The organism is Nocardia grenadensis NBRC 108939, assembly GCF_001613445.1.
Classification (GTDB): domain Bacteria; phylum Actinomycetota; class Actinomycetes; order Mycobacteriales; family Mycobacteriaceae; genus Nocardia; species Nocardia grenadensis.
In genome coordinates this window covers 92,696-111,327 of the sequence record NZ_BDCJ01000025.1, presented here as the reverse complement: position 1 = coordinate 111,327, position 18,632 = coordinate 92,696, and the positions used below count along the sequence as shown (strand labels likewise).

The window sequence follows — 18,632 nt, the reverse complement described above, 5'->3', positions numbered from 1 at the left end:
TCTTCGCCGCCCATTTCAGGAGAATTTTCAATGACCTCAGCGACCATTCCCGGTCTTCGTGGATCCGACGGCACCGCGCCGACCGAACACAGCGAACTGCTCGCCTGGGTTCAGGAGGTCGCCGAACTGACTCAGCCGGATCGAGTCGTGTGGGCGGACGGTTCCGACGCCGAATGGGACCGGCTCACCACCCAGCTCGTCGAGGCAGGCACTTTCCGCAAGCTCGACGAGAAGAAGAAGCCGAACTCGTTCCTGGCTTTATCCGATCCTTCCGACGTGGCCCGGGTCGAATCGCGCACCTTCATCTGTTCGAAGTCCGAGGCCGACGCCGGCCCCACGAACAACTGGGTCGATCCCGCGGAGATGCGGGCCACCATGACCGAGCTGTACCGGGGCTCGATGAAGGGTCGCACCATGTACGTGGTGCCGTTCTGCATGGGCCCGCTCGGTGCCGACGACCCCAAGCTGGGTGTCGAGATCACCGATTCGGAATATGTCGTGGTGTCCATGCGGGTGATGACCCGGATGGGCCGGGCCGCGCTGGACTCGCTGGGCACGAATCGACCCTTCGTGAAGGCGCTGCATTCGGTGGGCGCCCCGCTGGCCGAGGGCCAGGCCGACGTCCCGTGGCCGTGCAACGACACCAAGTACATCACCCACTTTCCCGAGGACCGGGAGATCTGGAGCTACGGCTCCGGCTACGGCGGCAACGCGCTGCTGGGCAAGAAGTGCTATTCGCTGCGGATCGCCTCCGCCATGGCCCACGACGAGGGCTGGCTGGCCGAGCACATGCTCATCCTCAAGCTGATCTCCCCGGAGAACAAGGCCTACTACATCGCGGCGGCGTTCCCGAGCGCTTGCGGTAAGACCAACCTCGCCATGATCCAGCCGACCGTGCCGGGTTGGCGCGCGGAGACCCTGGGCGACGATATCGCCTGGATGCGTTTCGGCAAGGACGGCCGCCTCTACGCGGTGAACCCCGAGTTCGGTTTCTTCGGTGTCGCGCCCGGCACCAACCGTTCGTCCAACCCCAATGCCATGGAGACGCTGGAGGCGGGCAACACCGTCTACACCAATGTCGCCCGGACCGACGACAACGATGTGTGGTGGGAAGGCCTCGAGGGTGAGCCCGATCATCTGATCGACTGGAAGGGCAACGACTGGTACCTGCGGGATACCGAGACGCTGGCCGCGCATCCCAACTCCCGGTACTGCACCCCGATGTCGCAGTGCCCGACCCTGGCGCCCGAATGGGACGATCCGCAGGGCGTGCCGATCTCGGCGATCCTGTTCGGCGGCCGGCGCAAGACCACGGTGCCGCTGGTGACCGAATCCTTCGACTGGCAGCACGGCGTGTTCATGGGCGCCACGCTGTCCTCGGAGCAGACCGCGGCCGCCGAGGGCAAGGTCGGTACCGTCCGTCGTGACCCGATGGCCATGCTGCCGTTCCTCGGCTACCACGTGGGCGACTACCTGGGCCACTGGATCAACCTCGGCAAGAACGCCGACGCGGCGAAGCTGCCCAAGATCTTCTACGTGAACTGGTTCCGGCGCGGTGACGACGGCCGCTTCCTGTGGCCGGGCTTCGGCGAGAACTCCCGGGTGCTGGAGTGGATCGTCGGCCGTATCGAGGGTTCGGCGGAGGCCGAGAGCACCGCGATCGGTCAGGTGCCGACCGCCGCGCAGATGGACCTGGATGGCCTGGATGTGGACGCCGCCGATGTCGACGCGGCGCTCGCGGTGAACGTGGACGAATGGCGGGCCGAGATCCCGCTCATCGAGGAATGGTTCGAGTTCGTCGGCGATAAGCTGCCCTCCGGCGTGCGCGACGAGTTCGAGGCGCTCAAGCAGCGCGTGCAGTAGGCACGGCGGTCGTTCGGGCCCGGCCCGGGTGACCCGATTTTCGCGCCGCGACCCGTGGCGAACATCTGTTCGCCACGGGTCGCGCTGTATCGCGAGCGGTGCCCGCCACGCGGCGGGGTGGAGGCGGCTTCGCGGAGGCCGGGTGCCTTATTCTGGTTGTGTCCTGGATCTCAGACCACGCACTCCCCGATTGGACGTCCCGATATCGCCCGATCGGCTCCCGCCGTCGTTATCCGTGGCCGAGCCGATCACCCCTGAGAGGTGGTTGGAACATGGCCGATGAGTTCATCACCCCGAAATTCTCCGACGGTGTATCGGTCAGTACACCGCTGCGCCGGGAGGCGGGACGGTTGCGCGCGGTTCTTCCGGCCGGCTGGCGGGTCGATGTGGTCGCGCCCGGCGGTCCGGCCGACGGCGACGAGCCGGTCGTCCGGGCATTGCCGGCTACCGATTAGTTCGCTACACGAGTTTTCCGTGCCGTGTCACCGGGATCGGTTGATATCGGTGTTCTTTCGCCTGCCCGGTGTTTCGGCGCGGCGGAAAGCGGTCACTGTGGCAGACTTTCGAGTCCCACGGGTGTTGCGCTGTGCGCGAGGAGAACTCGTGAACTCCGTAATGCGAGTAGCCCGTCGGTTGATGTTTGTTGCAGGTGGCCGTCGCCGCGAAATCCGACCTCCCGGTTCGTGTTTCATCGAACGCACTATTGCGTTTTGTTGCTGGAGGGCGCATGATGTTAGCCAGATATCAGCTCGCTCCATTGATCGAACCGAATACCCGCGATTGGGAGAGGCGTTCATGGCGGTGCAAGTGATCGGCCGGGCGTTGATGACAAGCGACCAGACCGACCATCAAGCGAAAAGCGTTGGCAGCGGCGGCTGGGTCGTCTCCTTCCTACCGGGACGGACCCTGACCACCGAACAGGCGATAGCGGCCATGCAGGCCGCTGAAGCCGTGGCGGTGGTCGGTGGACTGGCCGATCTCGTGGGGCTCACCACTCTCGAAACCGTGGGCCTGGCCATTCAGGAATCACCCTGGGCCAGAACCGAACCGGTGGTGCGCAACGGTTGGCGCGGCCGGATCGGCCGGAGCCGGGCGCAGGTGGCGATGTAATCCTCAGCCGGGTTTGCTCGCGACGACCACGAGATTGCTGACCAGTAGCTCGCGGATGCCGGGTATCCGCACCAGCCACCAGGCCCAGCGCGGGTGATAACGGGGGAACAACGCGAAGGTGTGCGCCGATGTGCGCTGTGACCAGCGCACCCCGTCCGCCGCCCGGACCGCGAACAGCGAGGTGCCGAAACGGTTCTTCGGTTCCTTTCCGTGTCGGCGCCGATACCGCCGGGCAGCGTACTCTCCGCCGAGGTAGTGCCAGGGGCCGGTCTCGTGGCCGCCGAAGGGGCCGAGCCACACCGTGTAGGACAGCACGATCATGCCCCCGGGCCGGGTGACCCGGACCATTTCGTCGGCCATCCGCCACGGATCCGGTACGTGCTCGGCGACATTGGACGAGAAACAGATGTCGACCGCGTCGTCGCGAAACGGCAGTGCCATCCCGGAGCCGCGGACCGCGGCCGGTACCGAAATACCGGCGGCGTGCATCTCCGAGGAATCGGGCTCCACCGGTATATAGCGGGCACCGGCTCGGGCGAACTCGTCGGCGAAGTATCCGGGACCCCCGCCGACATCGAGGACGGTGGCGCCGGCGAGATCGCGGCCGGTGAGATCGGCATAGAAATCGGCGAGCAGATGGGCGCTGTCGGTGGCTATACCGCCGTAGAAGCGCGCGGGATCGGTCTGTTCGAAACGAAAACTGTGCAGCAGGCGCAATGACCTGCGCACCGAGGCGCGGCGCGCGAAGCGGAAGCGCTTCGGCGCAGACCGGGCCGGGGAGCCGGCGGAGCCGGGCCGGAGCATGGTATCGGCGTCGCTGCCCGCCTCGGGCGATATCCGGTCCACAACTGATTCCTCGGCGTCGAGCACGATGCCGAGTTTCGCACATTGTGAAATATGACAGATCTCGCCGCCGGTAAATCCCCTCGTGCGATCTTCGATACCGAATGGACACGCAGGTGGGCGACTTGCCGGACGGACTTCGGCGTTAAGGTGTACCGCGATGCCCATGTCCCATACGCGGGACCCGAGCCCACCGGAGAACACCCACGTGCGCGAAGTACTTCTGCTCTGCTGGCGTGATACCGGTCATCCACAGGGCGGCGGTAGCGAGCGGTACCTGGAACAGGTCGGCGCGCATCTCGCCGCCCGCGGTATGCAGGTGACGCTGCGTACCGCCCGTTATCGGGGTGCGCCGAAACGAGAGCGGATCGACGGTATCGAGATCAGCCGGGGCGGCGGCCGGTTCTCGGTGTATCCGCGCGCGCTGGCCGCCATCGCGCTGGGCCGGTGCGGTATCGGCCCGCTGCGCGGCATCCGCCCCGAGGCCGTGATCGACACCCAGAACGGCATTCCTTTCTTCGCCCGGCTGGTCTCGGGTGTGCCCTCGGTGGTGCTCGTCCATCACGGGCACCGAGAGCAGTGGCCGGTGGCCGGTGCGCTGGTCGGCCGGATCGGCTGGTGGATCGAATCGGTGCTCTCGCCCCGGGTACATCGCGCCGACCAGTATCTCACCGTCTCCCTGCCCTCGGCCGAGGAACTGGCGACGCTCGGCGTCGACCGATCCCGGATCGCGGTGGTCCGCAACGGGGCGGAACCGGTCCCCGCGCATGTCCCGACGGGCAGTGCGGTCGTTCGCTCGGCCGAACCCCGAGTGGTGGTGCTGTCGCGGCTCGTCCCGCACAAGCAGATCGAGGACGCGCTCACCGCTGTCGCCCGGTTGCGGGTCCGGATCCCCGAGGTGCGGCTGGATGTGATCGGCGGCGGCTGGTGGGCGGACAAACTTCGGGACGAGGCCGCCGCCCTCGGTATCGCCGACGCGGTGACCTTCCACGGCCACGTCGACGAGGGCCGTAAACACGAGCTGCTCTCCCGCGCCTGGGTGCACGTACTGCCCTCCCGTAAGGAGGGCTGGGGTCTGGCGGTCATCGAGGCAGCCCAGCACGGTGTGCCGACCGTCGGCTACCGCTCGTCGCGCGGTCTCACCGATTCCATCGTCGACGGCGTGACCGGGGTGCTGGCCGACGACGTCGATCAGCTGGCTGCCACGGTCGGTGAACTGCTGGACGACGCGGCCGCGCGCACGATCATGGGTGAGAAGGCCCGGGCCCGGGCGCGCGAGTTCTCCTGGGAGCACACGGCCTCGGGGGTACACCGGGTATTGGCGGCCGCCGCGGCGGGTCGGCGGATCAGCGGACTGATCTCACCGCGCGAGGACGTGCGTGCCGGGACGCGCGCCGAACTCCCGGCCGGCGCCTGAGGGTACGCCGCCCTGGCGCCTTCGATCACATCGATCGCCACCGGTACCACGGCGGCGGCCCAGATCGGCCGAGCGCCGGGCCGGGTGCCGTTCATACGTCGGCGCAACCGGCGAAGGGCGTCTATCGAACCCGGCGAGGCGCCCTTGTGCGGGCTCCTCGAGCTGCGCCGCTTCCGATGGTCACAGGCGATAGCGGTCCGACCACTGTTGCCGGCCTGCCGGACTGCACCTGCGTCGCGGCGCGGTCCCCGGCCGGCCGCATTCCGGCCTCGGTGTACCAGTCCGTGCGGGTTTCCGTAATTCGGCACTCGCAAGGGTGTACCGGCCGGCGCCATCGCACCGGCAACCGGGTCTCAGCTTCTGACTCGGCGCACTACGAACTCGGCGGCCCGGACGGCGAGCGGTGCTACCAGCAGCAGCGCCCACAGGATATGCGCGGCCACCACCGGCGATCGGTGTTCGGGCACGGGCCGGGGTCGGACGTCCGGGACCCGGTACAGGGCCAGGTCGCCGGTATCGTGGACCGGCGTCAACCACGCCAGCGTCGCCGCGGAGTTCCCTAGCGGGCCGGGGGAGTCCCGTTCGACCAGCACCCAGCCGACGCCGAGCCGTGCCAGGTCAGCCGCCGGACCACCGTCGAGGAGTAGGTTCTCCACGGTCCGCGCCCGGGCTCCCTCGCCGGTCACCGTCGCGCCTTGGACGGGCAGTGCCCCGGTCTGCAGGACGTCGCGGGGCAGCAGTCGCGGCGCCGGGTCCAGGACCGGTGCCGATCCGGTGTAGGGGAAGCGGCGGAACATACCGCCCGGCAGTACGGCGATATCGCCCGGTCCGTCGACGCGCTCGGCGATCTCGTGCCAGGAGGCCGGGTATGCGATGGCCCGCATTTGCCCGCCGACGCCCCAGCCCAGGTCGAGCAGCGGCAGGGTCAGCACGCCGATGAACAGTGCGGCCAGGACCGGCGGCCAGCGGTCCGGGGCACCGTGGTCGTCGGCGAGACCGGGGCGCTCGTCGCCGTGGGGGTCCGTGTCATCGCCGGTGCGCCGGCCGGGGAAACCGAGACATGCGGCGGCCACGCAGAGCGCATAGCCGGGAGCGGCCAGCGCCACGTATTTCTGGGTATCGCGCAGCAGTCCGGCGCCGGGAATCTCGACTACCAGCCATTCCATCACCGTGAGTCCGGCGGGAGTGGCCGCGAGCGCCGGGGCCAGTACGGCCGCGACGGCCAGGACCAGCAGGATCCGGCGGGCCCGGGTGTGTTCGGGGTCCGCGTCGGCCGCCGCGACCCGTCGGAAGCCGAGCAGGACCACCGCGAGGAGCAGGATCGTCGCGACGGCGGCCAGCGGAGTGGTCCGCGAGACCGGTACCGCCTCGGCGTTCCAGATACCGCCCAGTCCGGCGAGGCTGCCCACCGTGGCGAGCCAGGGTTCCGCGCGGGCGGCGAACGCGGTGACGCCCGCGGGGTCGGAGGGTTCGGCCGCGACCCCGGAGACGGCGGTGGCCACCAGCCAGGGGGCGCAGGCCAGGACCGCGAGCGCTATCACTCCGGGCGCGCGACGCCATCCGGCCACGATCACGGCGACCACCGTGGCGAGCAGGGCGCCGGTGGGGGTCAGGCCCGCGGCCGCGAGGCAGCCGGCCAGTACCGACCGGTCCCGGAACCGATCGAACCGGGGCCGGCCGGCGGTGCGCAGCCGTAGTGCGGCCAGGGTCGTCCAGGGCAGCGCGGCGTAGCCCGTGAGCAGGCTCCAGTGCCCTTGGAGGAGCCGCTCGGCGATATAGGGGTTCCAGACGACGAGGGTGGTCGCCACCAGCTGCGCGGCGAGCGGGGCGCCGAGCAATTCCCGGACGAGCACCGCGGCGCCGTACCCGGCGGCCCAGAGCGCGGCCAGCAGGACGACTTTCACCAGCAACCCGCCGTCGATCAGCGGGGACAACGCGGCGAGCAGGGCGTCCTGGGGTACGGCGCGCGGGGCCGCGTCGCCCAACCCCAGCGCGGCGTCGGTGGGATAGGAGCGCGGCGTGCTCACGGCATCGCGGAGCAGCAGATATCCGGGTCGCAGTAGGGGCGCGGTGATGAGCAGGGTGAGCAGCAGGCTGTAACCGGCCGGGAGCAGACGCGTCCACCGGCCTGTTCGTTGCGCACTCACGGCCAGTCACCCTACGTTCGCCGGCCGCGGCGGGGCGGACCGGTATGTACGCCGGCCCGGGTGGGACACTTGCGCACGTGCAGTCCGTTCGCCGTCTCCCCGCCGTGGCGGACATGACCCTGGTGACCGCGGGGGCGATGATCGCGAATATCGCGAGCTATCTGCTGCAGCTGCTGGCCGGGCGCTGGCTCGGCGTGGCCGGGTACAGCGAGTTCGCCAGCCTGCTGGCCGTGCAGCTGCTGTGCGCGGTACCGGCGCTGGCCCTGCAGAACGTGGTGGCCCGCGAACTCGTGCACGGTGCCGATATCGCCGCGCTGCGGGCGCTGCGCCGGCGGTGCGCGCTGCTGGTGGCCGTGGCCGTCGTGGTGCTGGTACCGGTGGTGAGTGCGCTGCTCGAGGTCGGTATCGCGGCCTCGGCGGCGGCTCTGGGATCGGCGCCCGCGCTGGTGGTGCTGGCCGGCGACCAGGGTGTGTTGCAGGGGTCGCGCCGGTTCCGTGGGCTGGCGGTGGTGCTCGGTGTCACCGGTATCGCCAAGGTACTCCCGGCGCTGGTGGTGCTCGCCTGCGGCGGTGGCGCGACCCCGGCCCTGTGGGCGGCGGCCGGCGGTATCACCGCCGCCGCGGGTTACGCCCGCGTGGTGGCGGGCAGCGGCCGGCCGGTGGTTGCGGCGGGTGAAACCGTGGACGGTCCCGCCCCGGTTCCGGTCGCCGGTGTCGCGGGTGGATTCGACGGGGTGTTCGCGGTGCTGCAGGCCGCGCAGGTGCAGGCGGCCCTGATGGCGCTGTCCTCCGCGGATCTCATCGTGGTCCGCATCGTGCTGGACGAACCCGATGCCAGCCGCTACGCGCTGGGCACGATCGCTACCAAGGTCGCGTTCTGGTTACCGCAGGCGGTGGGGGTGGTGCTGTATCCACGGATGGCGCAGCCGGCCTCGTCCCGGTCGGCCGTGCGATCGGCGCTGGCAGTTCTCGCCGGTATCGGGGTGGTCGCCGTGCTGGCCGCGGCGCTGGCGGCCCCGCTGGCACCGGTTTTCGCGGGCCGGGATTACGCGCCGATCGAGGGTCTGCTGTGGTTGTTCGCGCTGCACGGGGCGATTCTCGCGGTACTCCAGGGAGCGCTGCTGTCGGCCATCGCGGTGCAGCGGACGGCGCTGGCGGGGATCGCGTGGGCGGGCCTGGTTCTCGAGGTGGTGCTCGTACTCACCCTGGCGAACAGTGTCACCGGACTGATCGTCACGGTCGCGTCCGTGGCCACCGTGACCACGACTCTCGTCGCGGTACTGGTCATCCGGACGGCGGCGGGTCGCCGGGTTCCGGCGCCCGCCTGATCCGGGGCAGCGCCGCCAGCCCGACCGCGATCACCGCGACCAGGGCCGGGAACTGGACCCACAGCGAATCTCCCATATAACCGCCGGGCATCCGCCACGGTCCGGTGGACAGCGCGGCGGCCGAGATCACCGTGCCCGCTCCGGCGACCGCGGCGAGGGCGCGGCGCGGCAGCCGCGGTACGAATCGGACGGCCGCCAGGCCGGCGACGGTGAGAACGGTGCCCGTCACCCCGGCGATCAGGGTCGCGGCGGCGATCAGGGCGAGGGCGGCGGGTATCCGCGGTGACCACACGCCCGGGGCCGCCACCGCCTCGGTGCGGGGGCCGCGCGGCACGGCGAGGGCGATGAGCGGGATCAGGAGCAGGAGGCCGAGGAGCAGCGCGAGCCGGTACCAGCTGTCGATCGGGAAGGAGACGGTCACCGGGCCGGTGGTATCGGCGGGCAGCACCCAGCCCTGCTGCCAGCCGTCGACCACGACCGGCCGCAGTTCGCGGCCGTCGGCGGTATGGGCCGACCAGCCGGTATTGGTACTCAGCGGCAGGGTCAGCAGGCGGGCGCCGGTGCTCGGGGCGGGAGCCGCGGGCCGGGTGTCCACCAGGCGCAGCCGGTCGACGAAGAACAGTTCCGTCGGCGCGACCATTACGTCGACCTCTCCGGCGGGCAGTGAGACCGGTTGTACGACACCGGGTGCGGTGGCCGGGAAGGTGCCCGCGTCCTGCGGCGCGTCGGGGCACACCTGAGCGGGCACCGGGTCACCGGCACGCAGTTCGCCCACGGTGGCCGTGACGCTGGTGTGGACGAGGCGGCCGCCGACCGCGATGGTCGGGCCGGCGTCACACCCGACGGTCACCGGCCGGTCCGCCGGGGCGGGCGGCGGATACTGCGGACCCAGCACACCGATTTCGGCGAGGCCGGGCGGCTGGGGCTGGCTGTAGCCGAGCGCCGTCCGGTCCAATACCGCTTCCCAGCTGCGGATGCTCAACTCGATCCGGTCGGTGACCGTGGGATGCAGGTCGATCCGGGAGACCTTGTCGGGTTCCTCGATCCCCCGGACCTGCGGGCCGTTGCCCAGGTTCACCGTGACCGAGGTGGGCGCGGCGGGCAGGCCGCCCAGCGAAGGCGTCAGTTCCAGGCCGGTCACCAGGGTGGGCTCCGGAAGTTCGATGGTCAGCGCGGGTTTGGGCCCCAGGGTGTCGCGGACCGTGTCCTCCGGCGCGGTCCAGCTGGTGCGGGGATCGCCGTCGGTGGCGGCGAACGCGGAACCACGCAGATCACCGACATCGGAGGCGCCGCGCGCCACGGGGCGTGCCGGATCGGTCAGTAATGCCTCCAGCCCGGGACCCTGCCGGGGGCGGACCATGAGTCGTGGTTCGACGGTGGCGGGCGCCGGCACGGAGAGCGTCCGGCCGAACGGGCCCAGCTCTTCGGGCGCCAGCGCCAGGCCCTTACCGCAGCGGACGCGATCGGGACTGTCGAAACATGCGCCGCGCCCGGGGAATTCCTGGCCCAGATCCCATTCGGTGACCGTGGCATCCGGAGGCGGCGGTGGCAGGACGGTCCGGTGCCGGATCTCGACCGGGACGCCGGCGTCGCGCACGGTGTAGTCCTCCAGCCCCAGTTCGCTGATCCCGAACTGGCCACCGGTGGTACCGCGTTCGGTGCGGATGGCGGTGATCTTCACCCATTCGGTGGAACCCACCGGCAGCGCGACCGAAACGGGTTCGCCCGCTTCGCTGATCCGGGCCGAGACACTGCCGTTGTTGGTGCGCACCTCCACCCATTTCACCGGATCGCCGATCGCGGCGGGGGTGGTGGTGAACCGCAGCAGACCTGAGGTGAACGGTTTGTCGAGATCGAGCCGGATCCATTGGCCCAGGGCGTATTCGCCCGCATTGCTGATCCAAGCTGTCGCCGGATCGCCGTCCACGGCGGCGGCGGTCGAGTTGCCGGGGGCGACGCCGCCGATCTGTGTCGCGTCGGCCGCCGAACTCGACGCGGTGATAGTGGCCCCGGTCCAGCCGCCCTGCACCGGTTCAGCGCCCGGCACGGCGTAGTCGGGGACCAGGTTGTGGGTGCGGCGCGCGTCGCCGGGGGCGCGCAGCGCGGAGTTGTGATTGTCGACCTTGCCGAAATCGGTTTCCCGGTTCATCGGGGTATCGGTCACCGTCACCGGGCCCACCGGTAGGCCCGCGGCCGCGGCATCGGCGGCCAGCAGGGTGGGCTCGTGTGAGGTCGCGGGGTCGCGATGCAGTCTTTCCAGTACCTCCGGCCCGCCCTGGACCACCGGTACCGAATCGAGCGGCACGGTGTACGCGCCGGGGAACCGCTCGGGTGCCCCGGTCCCGCCGCGCACCTCGGCGGGGGTGCCGGGGGCGGGGGCATCGACCCGGTAGATCTCCACCGCAGGATAGTCGGGCCGCAGATCCGCGTGGGCCACGAAATCGTCCCGGCCGGAGTCGTTCTGCACAGGTTTCCCGAATTCGGCCACCTTGTGCAGTCCCGGTGAACCCTCCACCGCACTGTGCGCCAGCAGCGGGCGGGTGGAGCGGGAGGTGTCCGGATCGAGATCGTTGCGCAGGACCAGTACCCCGATGCCCTGCCCGCGCAGTGTGGCTGCCAGCCCGTCGGAGGGCCGGCCGTCGGCGATCAGCCGCTGTACCGAATCCATCGCCCGGATGGTGCCGGGCGGATTCAACGGGACGGCGTCCCGTACCGCCCACGGGGTCTGCGCCAGTGCCTGGAGGGGTTCGTCCCGGGTCAGACCCCACACCTGGCTGCCGAAGGGGGCGCCGGGAACCACCAGTGCCCGGGTGTCGGCGGCATTGTCCCGCAACCAGTCCGCGGTCTGCTGCCAGTAGGCGGGGACCGCGTCGTAGGCGCCGCGGGGCGCGAGTTTCCCGGTCCAGGCCAGGGAACTGGACAGCGCGAGTGCCGCGAGGACCAGCATGGCGACCGCGACCCGGCGGTCGCGGTGCGGATTGGCCAACGCCGCCCGCCACACCTCCGGCCGGACCGAGGCCGGGAGTGGGATCCGGGCCAGCAGTTGGGCGATGCCCAGCACCAGCGGCAGCCGGATGAGCGGTTCGAGTTTGTGCACATTGCGCAGCGGTGCGCCGCCGGAGTCGAGGAAGACACGGATCGGTTCGGCGAACGGCCCGCCCAGCTGCCCCACATAACCCGCGCAGATACCGGTCAGCCCGACGCACAGGATCAGCACCAGCCGCCCGCGGGACGGCATGGACCGCAGCGCCAGCCCGGCCATTCCGGCCGCGGCGATCAGCCCGGTGGCCAGCACCGCGGCGGGCTGGGTGACCAGCACCGCGCCCGCGATCCGTTCCGGGGAGACGAACGGCGTCCAGCTGTCGGTGCCGCGCAGGACCTCACCCAGTGACGCCCACTGGGTGGTGACCCCGGAGGATTCGATGTAGTCGAGGAACGGCGGGCTCACCCGGCCCAGCAGCAGTAGCGGTACCGCCCACCAGGCCACCGCGAGGACGAGTAGTGGTACCCACCTGGCGGTGAACCGCCACCAGACGCGGTCGGGGCGGAAACTCGCCCACCACAGCAGCGCGGGTAGGAAGGCGGCCACGGTGGCGACCGCGTTCACCGCTCCCATCAGCGCCAGCGCCATCGCGCTGCCCGCCGGGGACCGCGCCCCGCCGCGCCGATGCCTGCGATAGGCGGTGCCCAGCGCGGCGGGCGCGAGCAGGACCCACGGCGCCAGCATCATGGGCAGGGTTTCCGAGGAGATCGAGCCGACGGTGGTCAGCACCCGCGGCGACAGTGCGTAGGCGGCGGCCGCGATGACGCGGGAGCCGCGGCTGCCGATCCCTAGGGTTTCGCAGAGTTTGACCACACCCCAGAAACCCGCGAGCAGCAGCAGAGCCCACCAGATCCGCTGAGTGACCCAGGCGGGCAGATGCAGTACATCACCGAGCGCGAAGAACGCGCCGTGCGGGAAGAAGTAACCGTAGGCCTGGTTCTGGACCTGGCCCATCGGCGCCTGGCTGCTCCACAGATGGGCGGCACGGGCGAGGAAACCGAGCGGATTCTCGGCGAGATCGTATTTGGTGTCGGCGGCGGTGAGGGCCGGGGCCTGCAGAAAGGTCAGCAGGAAAGCGGCGAACGCGGTGCCGAGCAACCAGCGGCGGCCCAGTTCGCCGGTGGGCTCCGAGTCAGGGATGAATCGGGTGGCCGCGTCGGCAGATTCGACGGGATCGGACTGGACGGGCACCGTGGGTCAGGCGTTTGCCGTCCCCGCCGACAGGCTCCGGCGGGGACGGGACGAGATCGGGCCGGGTCTCAGCGCTTGCCGTATTCGACGTTGTTCAGCAGCGAGCTGTCCGCGTTACCGCTGCGGTCGACTTCCGGCCGGCTGTTCTGCTGCAGCGCGGCGGTGATGGCGAAGACCGCGATCGCGCCCAGCAGGGCGCCGCCGACTGCACTCGCAACACCGGGGACAGCAAACTTCATCGCAGCACTCCAAACTCCGAAGCAGGCAGATATCTGGGCCAACCTAGCAGGACCGGCCGGGTCCGGGTAGGACCGTCCAGCGTTTCACCCTAACGGTTGCCTCCGGCCGCCCCTATCGCGGTCCGCGCCGACGCGATCCCCGACTCATTCGTCGTCGGGTGGTACGGCGCAATCGAGGGCGCCCAGTAGGGTGCGCAGTTTGGCAGTGGTTTCGGCCAGTTCGGCGGTGGGTTCGGAGGCCGCGACGATCCCGCCGCCGGCGTAGGCGCGCAACTCGTGGCCGCCCGCGGCCAGTTCCGCGCTGCGGATGGCGACCACCCAGGTCCCGTCGCCGTCGGCGGTGCACCAGCCGACCGCGCCGCCGTAGAACCCGCGGTCCTCCTCATGGGTGGTCAGGTATTCGAGCGCGTCGGCGGTCGGGGTACCGCAGACCGCCGGGGTCGGGTGCAGCAGCAGCGCCAGTTCGAGCGCGCTGGGCGCCGGCGCCCGCAGCACGCCGTGGATCGGCGTCCCCAGATGCCACACATCGTGGGTGGCGACCAGTTGCGGGCGCGCGGGCACCGATAGACCGATACAGACCGGGGACAGCCGTTCGGTGATCCAGTCGACCACGAACGCGTGTTCGGCGTGGTTCTTGGCGCTCGCCCGCAACCGGTCGGCCTGCGCGGAATCGGCCACCCGGTGCGGGAACCGGGGCAGTGTGCCGGCCAGCGGATACAGTTCGACGGCCGTGTCGCGGCGATGGATCAGCAGCTCCGGGCTCGCGCCGACCAGCGTCGCGCCGGTACGCCCGGCGGGGGTGAGATCGACCGCGAAGACATTCGCCCGTGGGTTCCGGGCCAGCAGATACGCGGCGAGCACCTCGGGTTCCAGTGCGGCCGCCGCGGTGGCGCGCACGGAGCGGGCCGCCACCACTTTGCGCAGGCGAGGAGCGGGTTCGTTCAGCAGTTCCACCAAGCGCGCGACTCGCGCACGGTGTTCGGCCGGGCTCGGCGTCTGCTCCACCACCTGTACCCGCGGCAGCTCCGGGAGCGCGGACGGGCGCCACGGCCCCGCGGTGTGCAGCAATTCGCCGGGTTCGATCAGCGCGGCCGGGTGGCGTGGATCGAACGGTAGCGCCCCGGCGATCGCCGCGGCGGCGCCTTCCCGCAGGGCGGCCGCGGCCTGCCACGGATCGCGGTGCACCGTGCGGACGCCGGTGCCACGCACCACGCCGTCGGGTCGTGCCAATAGGAACCCGGTCATGAGCCGACCGTAACCACGCGCGGCGCCCCTACTGCGCGGCGTGATCGTCGTGCCCGGATTTCCGCGCGCCGGCCGGTTGCACCGGGGGAACCAGGAAAACGGGGCGGTGGCAATGTTTGAGCACGGCGTCGGCCACGCTGCTGTGCACCAGTGCGCGCAGCCCGGTCGCCCCCCGGGTGCCCGCGACGATGATGTCGACATCGAGTTCGTCGGCGACCTCCACGACCGCCTGCCAGGCGCCGGCGGCGTATTCCTGGGTGCGCGCCTCGGCGTTCAGTCCCGCGAGCGCGGCCAGGTGCACGCCTTCGGCATTGATCTCACGGGCGGTGGTATAGGCGATGTCCTCGAGTTCCTCGTCGGGCACCCATTCCGGTTGGACCATCCCGGAGATGCCAGAGATGCGCGCGGCTTGGCGGACCATCGGCTCCCAGGCGGTGAGGACCACCGCGCGGTCGGCGGCGAGGAAACGTCCGGCGTATTCGATCGCGCGTTTGGCGTGTTCGGAACCGTCGTAGGCGATGAGCATCAGATCGCAGGGCATAACGGCGACCTCCCAGGGCGGACTCCTGACCGGTGTTATCAGATTACCTCTGTCCGGATGCCGGTCCGAAGTGTCGCGGGTGCGGCGCGCGGGCTACCGTCGAACGATGCGGAAGATACCGTTGGTCCTGCTCGCGGTGCTCGCCGCGCTCCTCACCGGCTGTTCCGGCTCCGAGGGCGGCGGCTCCGGTCCCGGCACCACCGCGACCCCGGGCGCCGGCACCAGCCCCGAGGCCGCGACCGGTGACGCGGCCGGTCCCACCACGACCGGAGGCGACTGCGCCGCCCGGTACCTGGCGCAGTTCAGCACCCGGGAGAAGCTCGCGCAGCTGCTCACCGTCGGGGTGACCGGCACCGACGACGCGCTCGCCGTGGTGCGCGACCATCAGGTCGGCGGGATCTTCGTCGGCAGCTGGACCGATCAGTCGATGCTCACCGACGGCGGACTCGCGCAGGTGACGGCCGCGGCGAAGGTGCCACTCATGGTGACCACCGACGAAGAGGGCGGCCGGGTGTCGCGCCTCGGGAATCTCATCGGGACCGCGCCCTCGGCCCGGGTCACCGCACAGACCATGACGCCCGACGAGTTCTATACCGCGACCCTGGACCGGGCGCGGGCGATGCAGAACCTGGGGATCACGGTGGATTTCGCCCCCGATATCGATGTGAGCTCCCAGCCCGACGATTCGGTGATCGGTGACCGCTCGTTCTCCGACGACCCGGCCGTGGTCACCGAATACGCCGACGCCTATATCCGGGCCATGCACGAGGTCGGCCTCGGGACGGTGCTCAAGCATTTCCCGGGCCACGGTTCCAGCACCGGCGATTCCCATCTCGGCGCCGTGCAGGTGCCGCCGCTGCCGGAACTGAGCACCAGCGATCTGGTGCCGTTCCGTGAGCTGATCGATACGGGTTCGGCGGTGATGGTCGGTCATCTCGATGTCCCCGGGCTGACTACCCCGGGCGTGCCGGCCAGTATCAGCCCCGAGGTGATGAAGCTGCTGCGCGAGGGTTCGGGGTACGGGGCGGCGCCTTTCGACGGCGTGATCTTCACCGACGACCTCAGCGGTATGGCCGCGATCACCGAACGGCTGTCCATCGAGCAGGCGGTGGAGGCCGCGCTCGTCGCCGGCGCGGACAACGCGCTCTGGATCAGTACCGACGCCGTGGGGCAGGTGCTCGATCAGCTGGAGCAGGCGGTGGCGGCCGGTCGGTTGCCGATGGAGCGGGTGGACGCCTCGGTACTGCGGATGGCCGACTACAAGCGGATCCCCCGCACCTGCTGACGGTCCGGGCCGGGCCACGGGCCCGGACCCGGGATGACGGGCCGGGGTTTCCGGCCGCCTACCGGAATAACACCGGCGCGCGGGCATCGCGGCCGGTGGTTTCGGTCCTGGGGAACTTACTTTGGAGTAATATAATGAGCTCACTGCGGTAGGAGAACGTGATGGCGGGCGGTACGAAAAGGCTTCCGAGAGCGGTGCGCGAGCAGCAGATGCTCGATGCCGCGGTCGAGGTCTTCTCGCGCAAGGGCTTCCACGAGACCTCCATGGACGCCATCGCCGCCGAAGCCGAGATCTCCAAACCGATGCTGTACCTCTACTACGGCTCCAAGGACGAACTGTTCCGCGCCTGTATCCAGCGGGAGGGGCTGCGCTTCCTCGAATCGGTCGCACCTGCCGGCAACCCGCTGCTCAGCCCGCACGAACAATTGCGCACCGCCCTGGAGGGTTTTCTCGGCTTCGTCGATACCCACCGCAACTCCTGGCAGGTCCTCTACCGTCAGGCGCTCGGCCAGCAGGCCTTCGCCTCGGAGATCGATAACGCCCGGGAGCGGGTTATCGAGCTGACCGCCAAACTGCTGGAGTCCAGCGCCAAACACGCCGAACCCGGGACCAACTTCGATATCGTCGCGGTCGCGGTGATCGGCGCGGGTGAGGCCATCGCCGATTCCGTCGCCGACGGCCGCATCGATGTGGCCGAAGCCGTGGATCTGCTCGACGCATTGGCCTGGCGCGGTCTGTCCGGCCGCAAACCCGGCGCGCCGGACAGAGCGGAAACTGGTGAGTCGCCCGAATAGTACGTATTGCCCGTTAAGTGGTGCTTTCGCGGGTGCGCGGCGTCGCTGGGGTCCGTCGGCCTCAGCGGTCTGCCGACGCTGCGCTGGGCACTACTGGATCCACTCACCACCGCCCTGTGCGGGCTCGGCCGCAGTATCGCGCCACCGCCCACCGCGTCCACCGGAAAGAACCTGGTCGGCGTCCATCCCACCGGCCCGCAGCGGCCGGGGATGTTCCTGCGACGACTGCGGCAGCTGCTGCGATTGCTGTAGCTGCGGTAAGGACTGTGGTGGCTGCTGCGGATGCGACTGTTGGCCGCCGGGTCAGGATTTCGCGGGCCGCGGCCGGTCCCGCCGCCGCGCCCACTGCCGGCACGGCTCCTCCACCAGGGCGTGGCTCGCCGCGGCGATCGGCAGCGTGAACGCCACCGTCAGTACCAGCACCACCCCGAAATTGCCGTTGAACGGCAGGATGCCGAATACCGGGAAGATCACCGACAGCACGGCCAGATGCCAGATGAAGATCCCGTAGGACCAGCGTCCCGCCGTCGCGACCGGCGTCGCGGTCAGCCAGCGATGCGGTTTGTCCGGCGGTCCCAGTACCAGCGGCGCCAGCAGGGCGAACCCGATCACCGCGCCGAGGCCCATCTTCACGGCGTACTGCCAGGGCTCGGCCCGGGTCAGCCCGGCGACTCCGCCCAGGCGGGTCGCCGACGCCACGAACGCCACGGCGGCGATCGCCCACATCAGCCGCTGGTTGCCCAGCAGCCGCAGGTGTGCCCGGCACCGGTCGTCACAGGTCAGCTCGGCCAGCAGCATGCCACCCGCGAACCAGGGGATATAGGCGGGCAGCCAGTTGTCGGCGTGGATGGCATCCGGGGTCGGCACCGGGATGAAGTTCCAGCAGAGGAAGACCAGCCCGAGTAGCAGGACGGCCGGCACCCGTGCCGTGGCCGCGCGGCCGCGCAACCCGTGCAGCAGCCAGGCCAGCAGTGGCAGCGCTATATAGAAGGCCACCTCGACCGACAGACTCCACATCTGGGTGAGCCCGTCGGTCAGTGTGAGCGGTACGAAGACCTGGAGGAGCAGCAGGTTGGAGATCCACACCTGCAGCCCGGCGGTACCGGCGGCGGCCGGGACCAGGATCAGTACCGCGCACACCACGACCCAGTAGGCGGGCACGATCCGCGCCACCCGGTGGCGCAGGTAGTAGCCGAGACCGGGGGCCTCGCCGAGGCCGCGGGCGGTGAGTGCGTGCGGACGCCACAGCAGGAAGCCGGACAGCGCGAAGAACACCGCGACCGCCATATCGAAGCGTTCCAGCAGGCGGCCGAGCGCGGGAATCCCGGTGGCACCCGTCTGGAAGGCCACATGGGTGAGCAGCACGCCGAGGGCGGCCAGACCGCGCATACCCTCGAGCGCGGGAAGAAAGCCCCGCTGACGCCCGGCCGGTACCGGCGCCGTCCCCGCCGGCGCCGGGCCATGACCGGCTGCGGCTCGGTGTTCGGCCTGGTCGGCGGGGTGCCAGGGGCCGGTATCGGTGGTCGGAGTGGTCGTCATCGGGTCCCAGTCTGCCGGGCCGTCTGTGCTCGTAGAAAGCCGGTATT

15 protein-coding genes are annotated in these 18,632 nt (G+C 70.3%); 8 read left to right on the top strand and 7 right to left on the bottom strand.

All coding sequences use genetic code 11. The annotated features are described in order from the left end of the window. Window positions 1–30 precede the first annotated feature (30 nt). From NGR01S_RS24910 to NGR01S_RS24900, 3 genes are all read left to right on the top strand, one after another. On the top strand, window positions 31–1,863 hold the full coding sequence (locus tag NGR01S_RS24910) for a phosphoenolpyruvate carboxykinase (GTP) (RefSeq protein WP_063040909.1): 1,833 nt from the start codon (window positions 31–33) through the stop codon (window positions 1,861–1,863). 272 nt (window positions 1,864–2,135) lie between these two features. Continuing rightward, on the top strand, window positions 2,136–2,318 hold the full coding sequence (locus tag NGR01S_RS24905; RefSeq protein ID WP_063040907.1) for a hypothetical protein: 183 nt from the start codon (window positions 2,136–2,138) through the stop codon (window positions 2,316–2,318). A 340-nt stretch (window positions 2,319–2,658) separates the two neighbouring features. Next, window positions 2,659–2,973, top strand: a complete 315-nt coding sequence (locus NGR01S_RS24900; RefSeq protein ID WP_063040905.1) for a hypothetical protein — start codon at window positions 2,659–2,661, stop codon at window positions 2,971–2,973. Between the two features lie 3 nt (window positions 2,974–2,976). Here the strand turns inward: NGR01S_RS24900 and NGR01S_RS24895 are convergent, their stop codons facing one another. Further along, window positions 2,977–3,777: a class I SAM-dependent methyltransferase gene (locus tag NGR01S_RS24895; RefSeq protein ID WP_063041027.1), complete on the bottom strand. Its 801-nt coding sequence runs from the start codon at window positions 3,775–3,777 to the stop codon at window positions 2,977–2,979. 247 nt (window positions 3,778–4,024) lie between these two features. Between NGR01S_RS24895 and NGR01S_RS24890 the strand changes: the two genes are divergently transcribed. Beyond that, the gene (locus NGR01S_RS24890; protein WP_063040903.1) at window positions 4,025–5,233 is read left to right on the top strand and encodes a glycosyltransferase family 4 protein; all 1,209 of its coding nucleotides are present in this window, start codon (window positions 4,025–4,027) and stop codon (window positions 5,231–5,233) included. A 353-nt stretch (window positions 5,234–5,586) separates the two neighbouring features. Here the strand turns inward: NGR01S_RS24890 and NGR01S_RS24885 are convergent, their stop codons facing one another. Continuing rightward, window positions 5,587–7,380 (bottom strand): MmpA family trehalose lipid delivery protein, encoded by a 1,794-nt coding sequence (locus tag NGR01S_RS24885; protein WP_174551745.1) that lies wholly within the window; start codon window positions 7,378–7,380, stop codon window positions 5,587–5,589. 137 nt (window positions 7,381–7,517) lie between these two features. Here NGR01S_RS24885 and NGR01S_RS24880 point away from each other — a divergent pair, with 137 nt between their 5' ends. Continuing rightward, on the top strand, window positions 7,518–8,708 hold the full coding sequence (locus tag NGR01S_RS24880; protein ID WP_373861464.1) for a polysaccharide biosynthesis protein: 1,191 nt from the start codon (window positions 7,518–7,520) through the stop codon (window positions 8,706–8,708). On the opposite strand, the gene NGR01S_RS24875 is transcribed toward NGR01S_RS24880, so the two are convergent. From NGR01S_RS24875 to NGR01S_RS24865, 4 genes are all read right to left on the bottom strand, one after another. Further along, window positions 8,665–12,942 carry an alpha-(1->3)-arabinofuranosyltransferase gene (locus tag NGR01S_RS24875; RefSeq protein ID WP_245664758.1) on the bottom strand — a complete coding sequence of 1,426 codons (4,278 nt, stop codon included), beginning with the start codon at window positions 12,940–12,942 and terminating at the stop codon, window positions 8,665–8,667. The genes NGR01S_RS24880 and NGR01S_RS24875 overlap by 44 nt on opposite strands. Window positions 12,943–13,010: 68 nt before the next feature. Continuing rightward, a complete protein-coding gene (locus NGR01S_RS30510) occupies window positions 13,011–13,181 on the bottom strand; it encodes a DUF2613 domain-containing protein (RefSeq protein ID WP_084481682.1) in 171 nt (56 codons plus the stop codon). Window positions 13,182–13,325: 144 nt separating this feature from the next. Then, window positions 13,326–14,426: an isochorismate synthase gene (locus NGR01S_RS24870; RefSeq protein WP_063040899.1), complete on the bottom strand. Its 1,101-nt coding sequence runs from the start codon at window positions 14,424–14,426 to the stop codon at window positions 13,326–13,328. Window positions 14,427–14,454: 28 nt separating this feature from the next. After that, window positions 14,455–14,967, bottom strand: a complete 513-nt coding sequence (locus NGR01S_RS24865) for a universal stress protein (protein WP_063040897.1) — start codon at window positions 14,965–14,967, stop codon at window positions 14,455–14,457. Between the two features lie 106 nt (window positions 14,968–15,073). Between NGR01S_RS24865 and NGR01S_RS24860 the strand changes: the two genes are divergently transcribed. The 3 genes from NGR01S_RS24860 to NGR01S_RS31185 all read left to right on the top strand — a co-directional run bounded on the left by NGR01S_RS24860 (window position 15,074) and on the right by NGR01S_RS31185 (window position 17,298). After that, entirely contained in the window at window positions 15,074–16,252 is a 1,179-nt protein-coding gene (locus NGR01S_RS24860; protein WP_063040895.1) for a glycoside hydrolase family 3 N-terminal domain-containing protein, read from the top strand. A gap of 161 nt (window positions 16,253–16,413) precedes the next feature. Next, a complete protein-coding gene (locus NGR01S_RS24855) occupies window positions 16,414–17,046 on the top strand; it encodes a TetR/AcrR family transcriptional regulator (RefSeq protein ID WP_063041021.1) in 633 nt (210 codons plus the stop codon). A 6-nt stretch (window positions 17,047–17,052) separates the two neighbouring features. After that, on the top strand, window positions 17,053–17,298 hold the full coding sequence (locus NGR01S_RS31185; protein WP_063040893.1) for a hypothetical protein: 246 nt from the start codon (window positions 17,053–17,055) through the stop codon (window positions 17,296–17,298). Window positions 17,299–17,349: 51 nt separating this feature from the next. On the opposite strand, the gene NGR01S_RS24845 is transcribed toward NGR01S_RS31185, so the two are convergent. Beyond that, window positions 17,350–18,435 (bottom strand): acyltransferase family protein, encoded by a 1,086-nt coding sequence (locus NGR01S_RS24845; RefSeq protein WP_245664762.1) that lies wholly within the window; start codon window positions 18,433–18,435, stop codon window positions 17,350–17,352. Window positions 18,436–18,632: the final 197 nt, after the last annotated feature.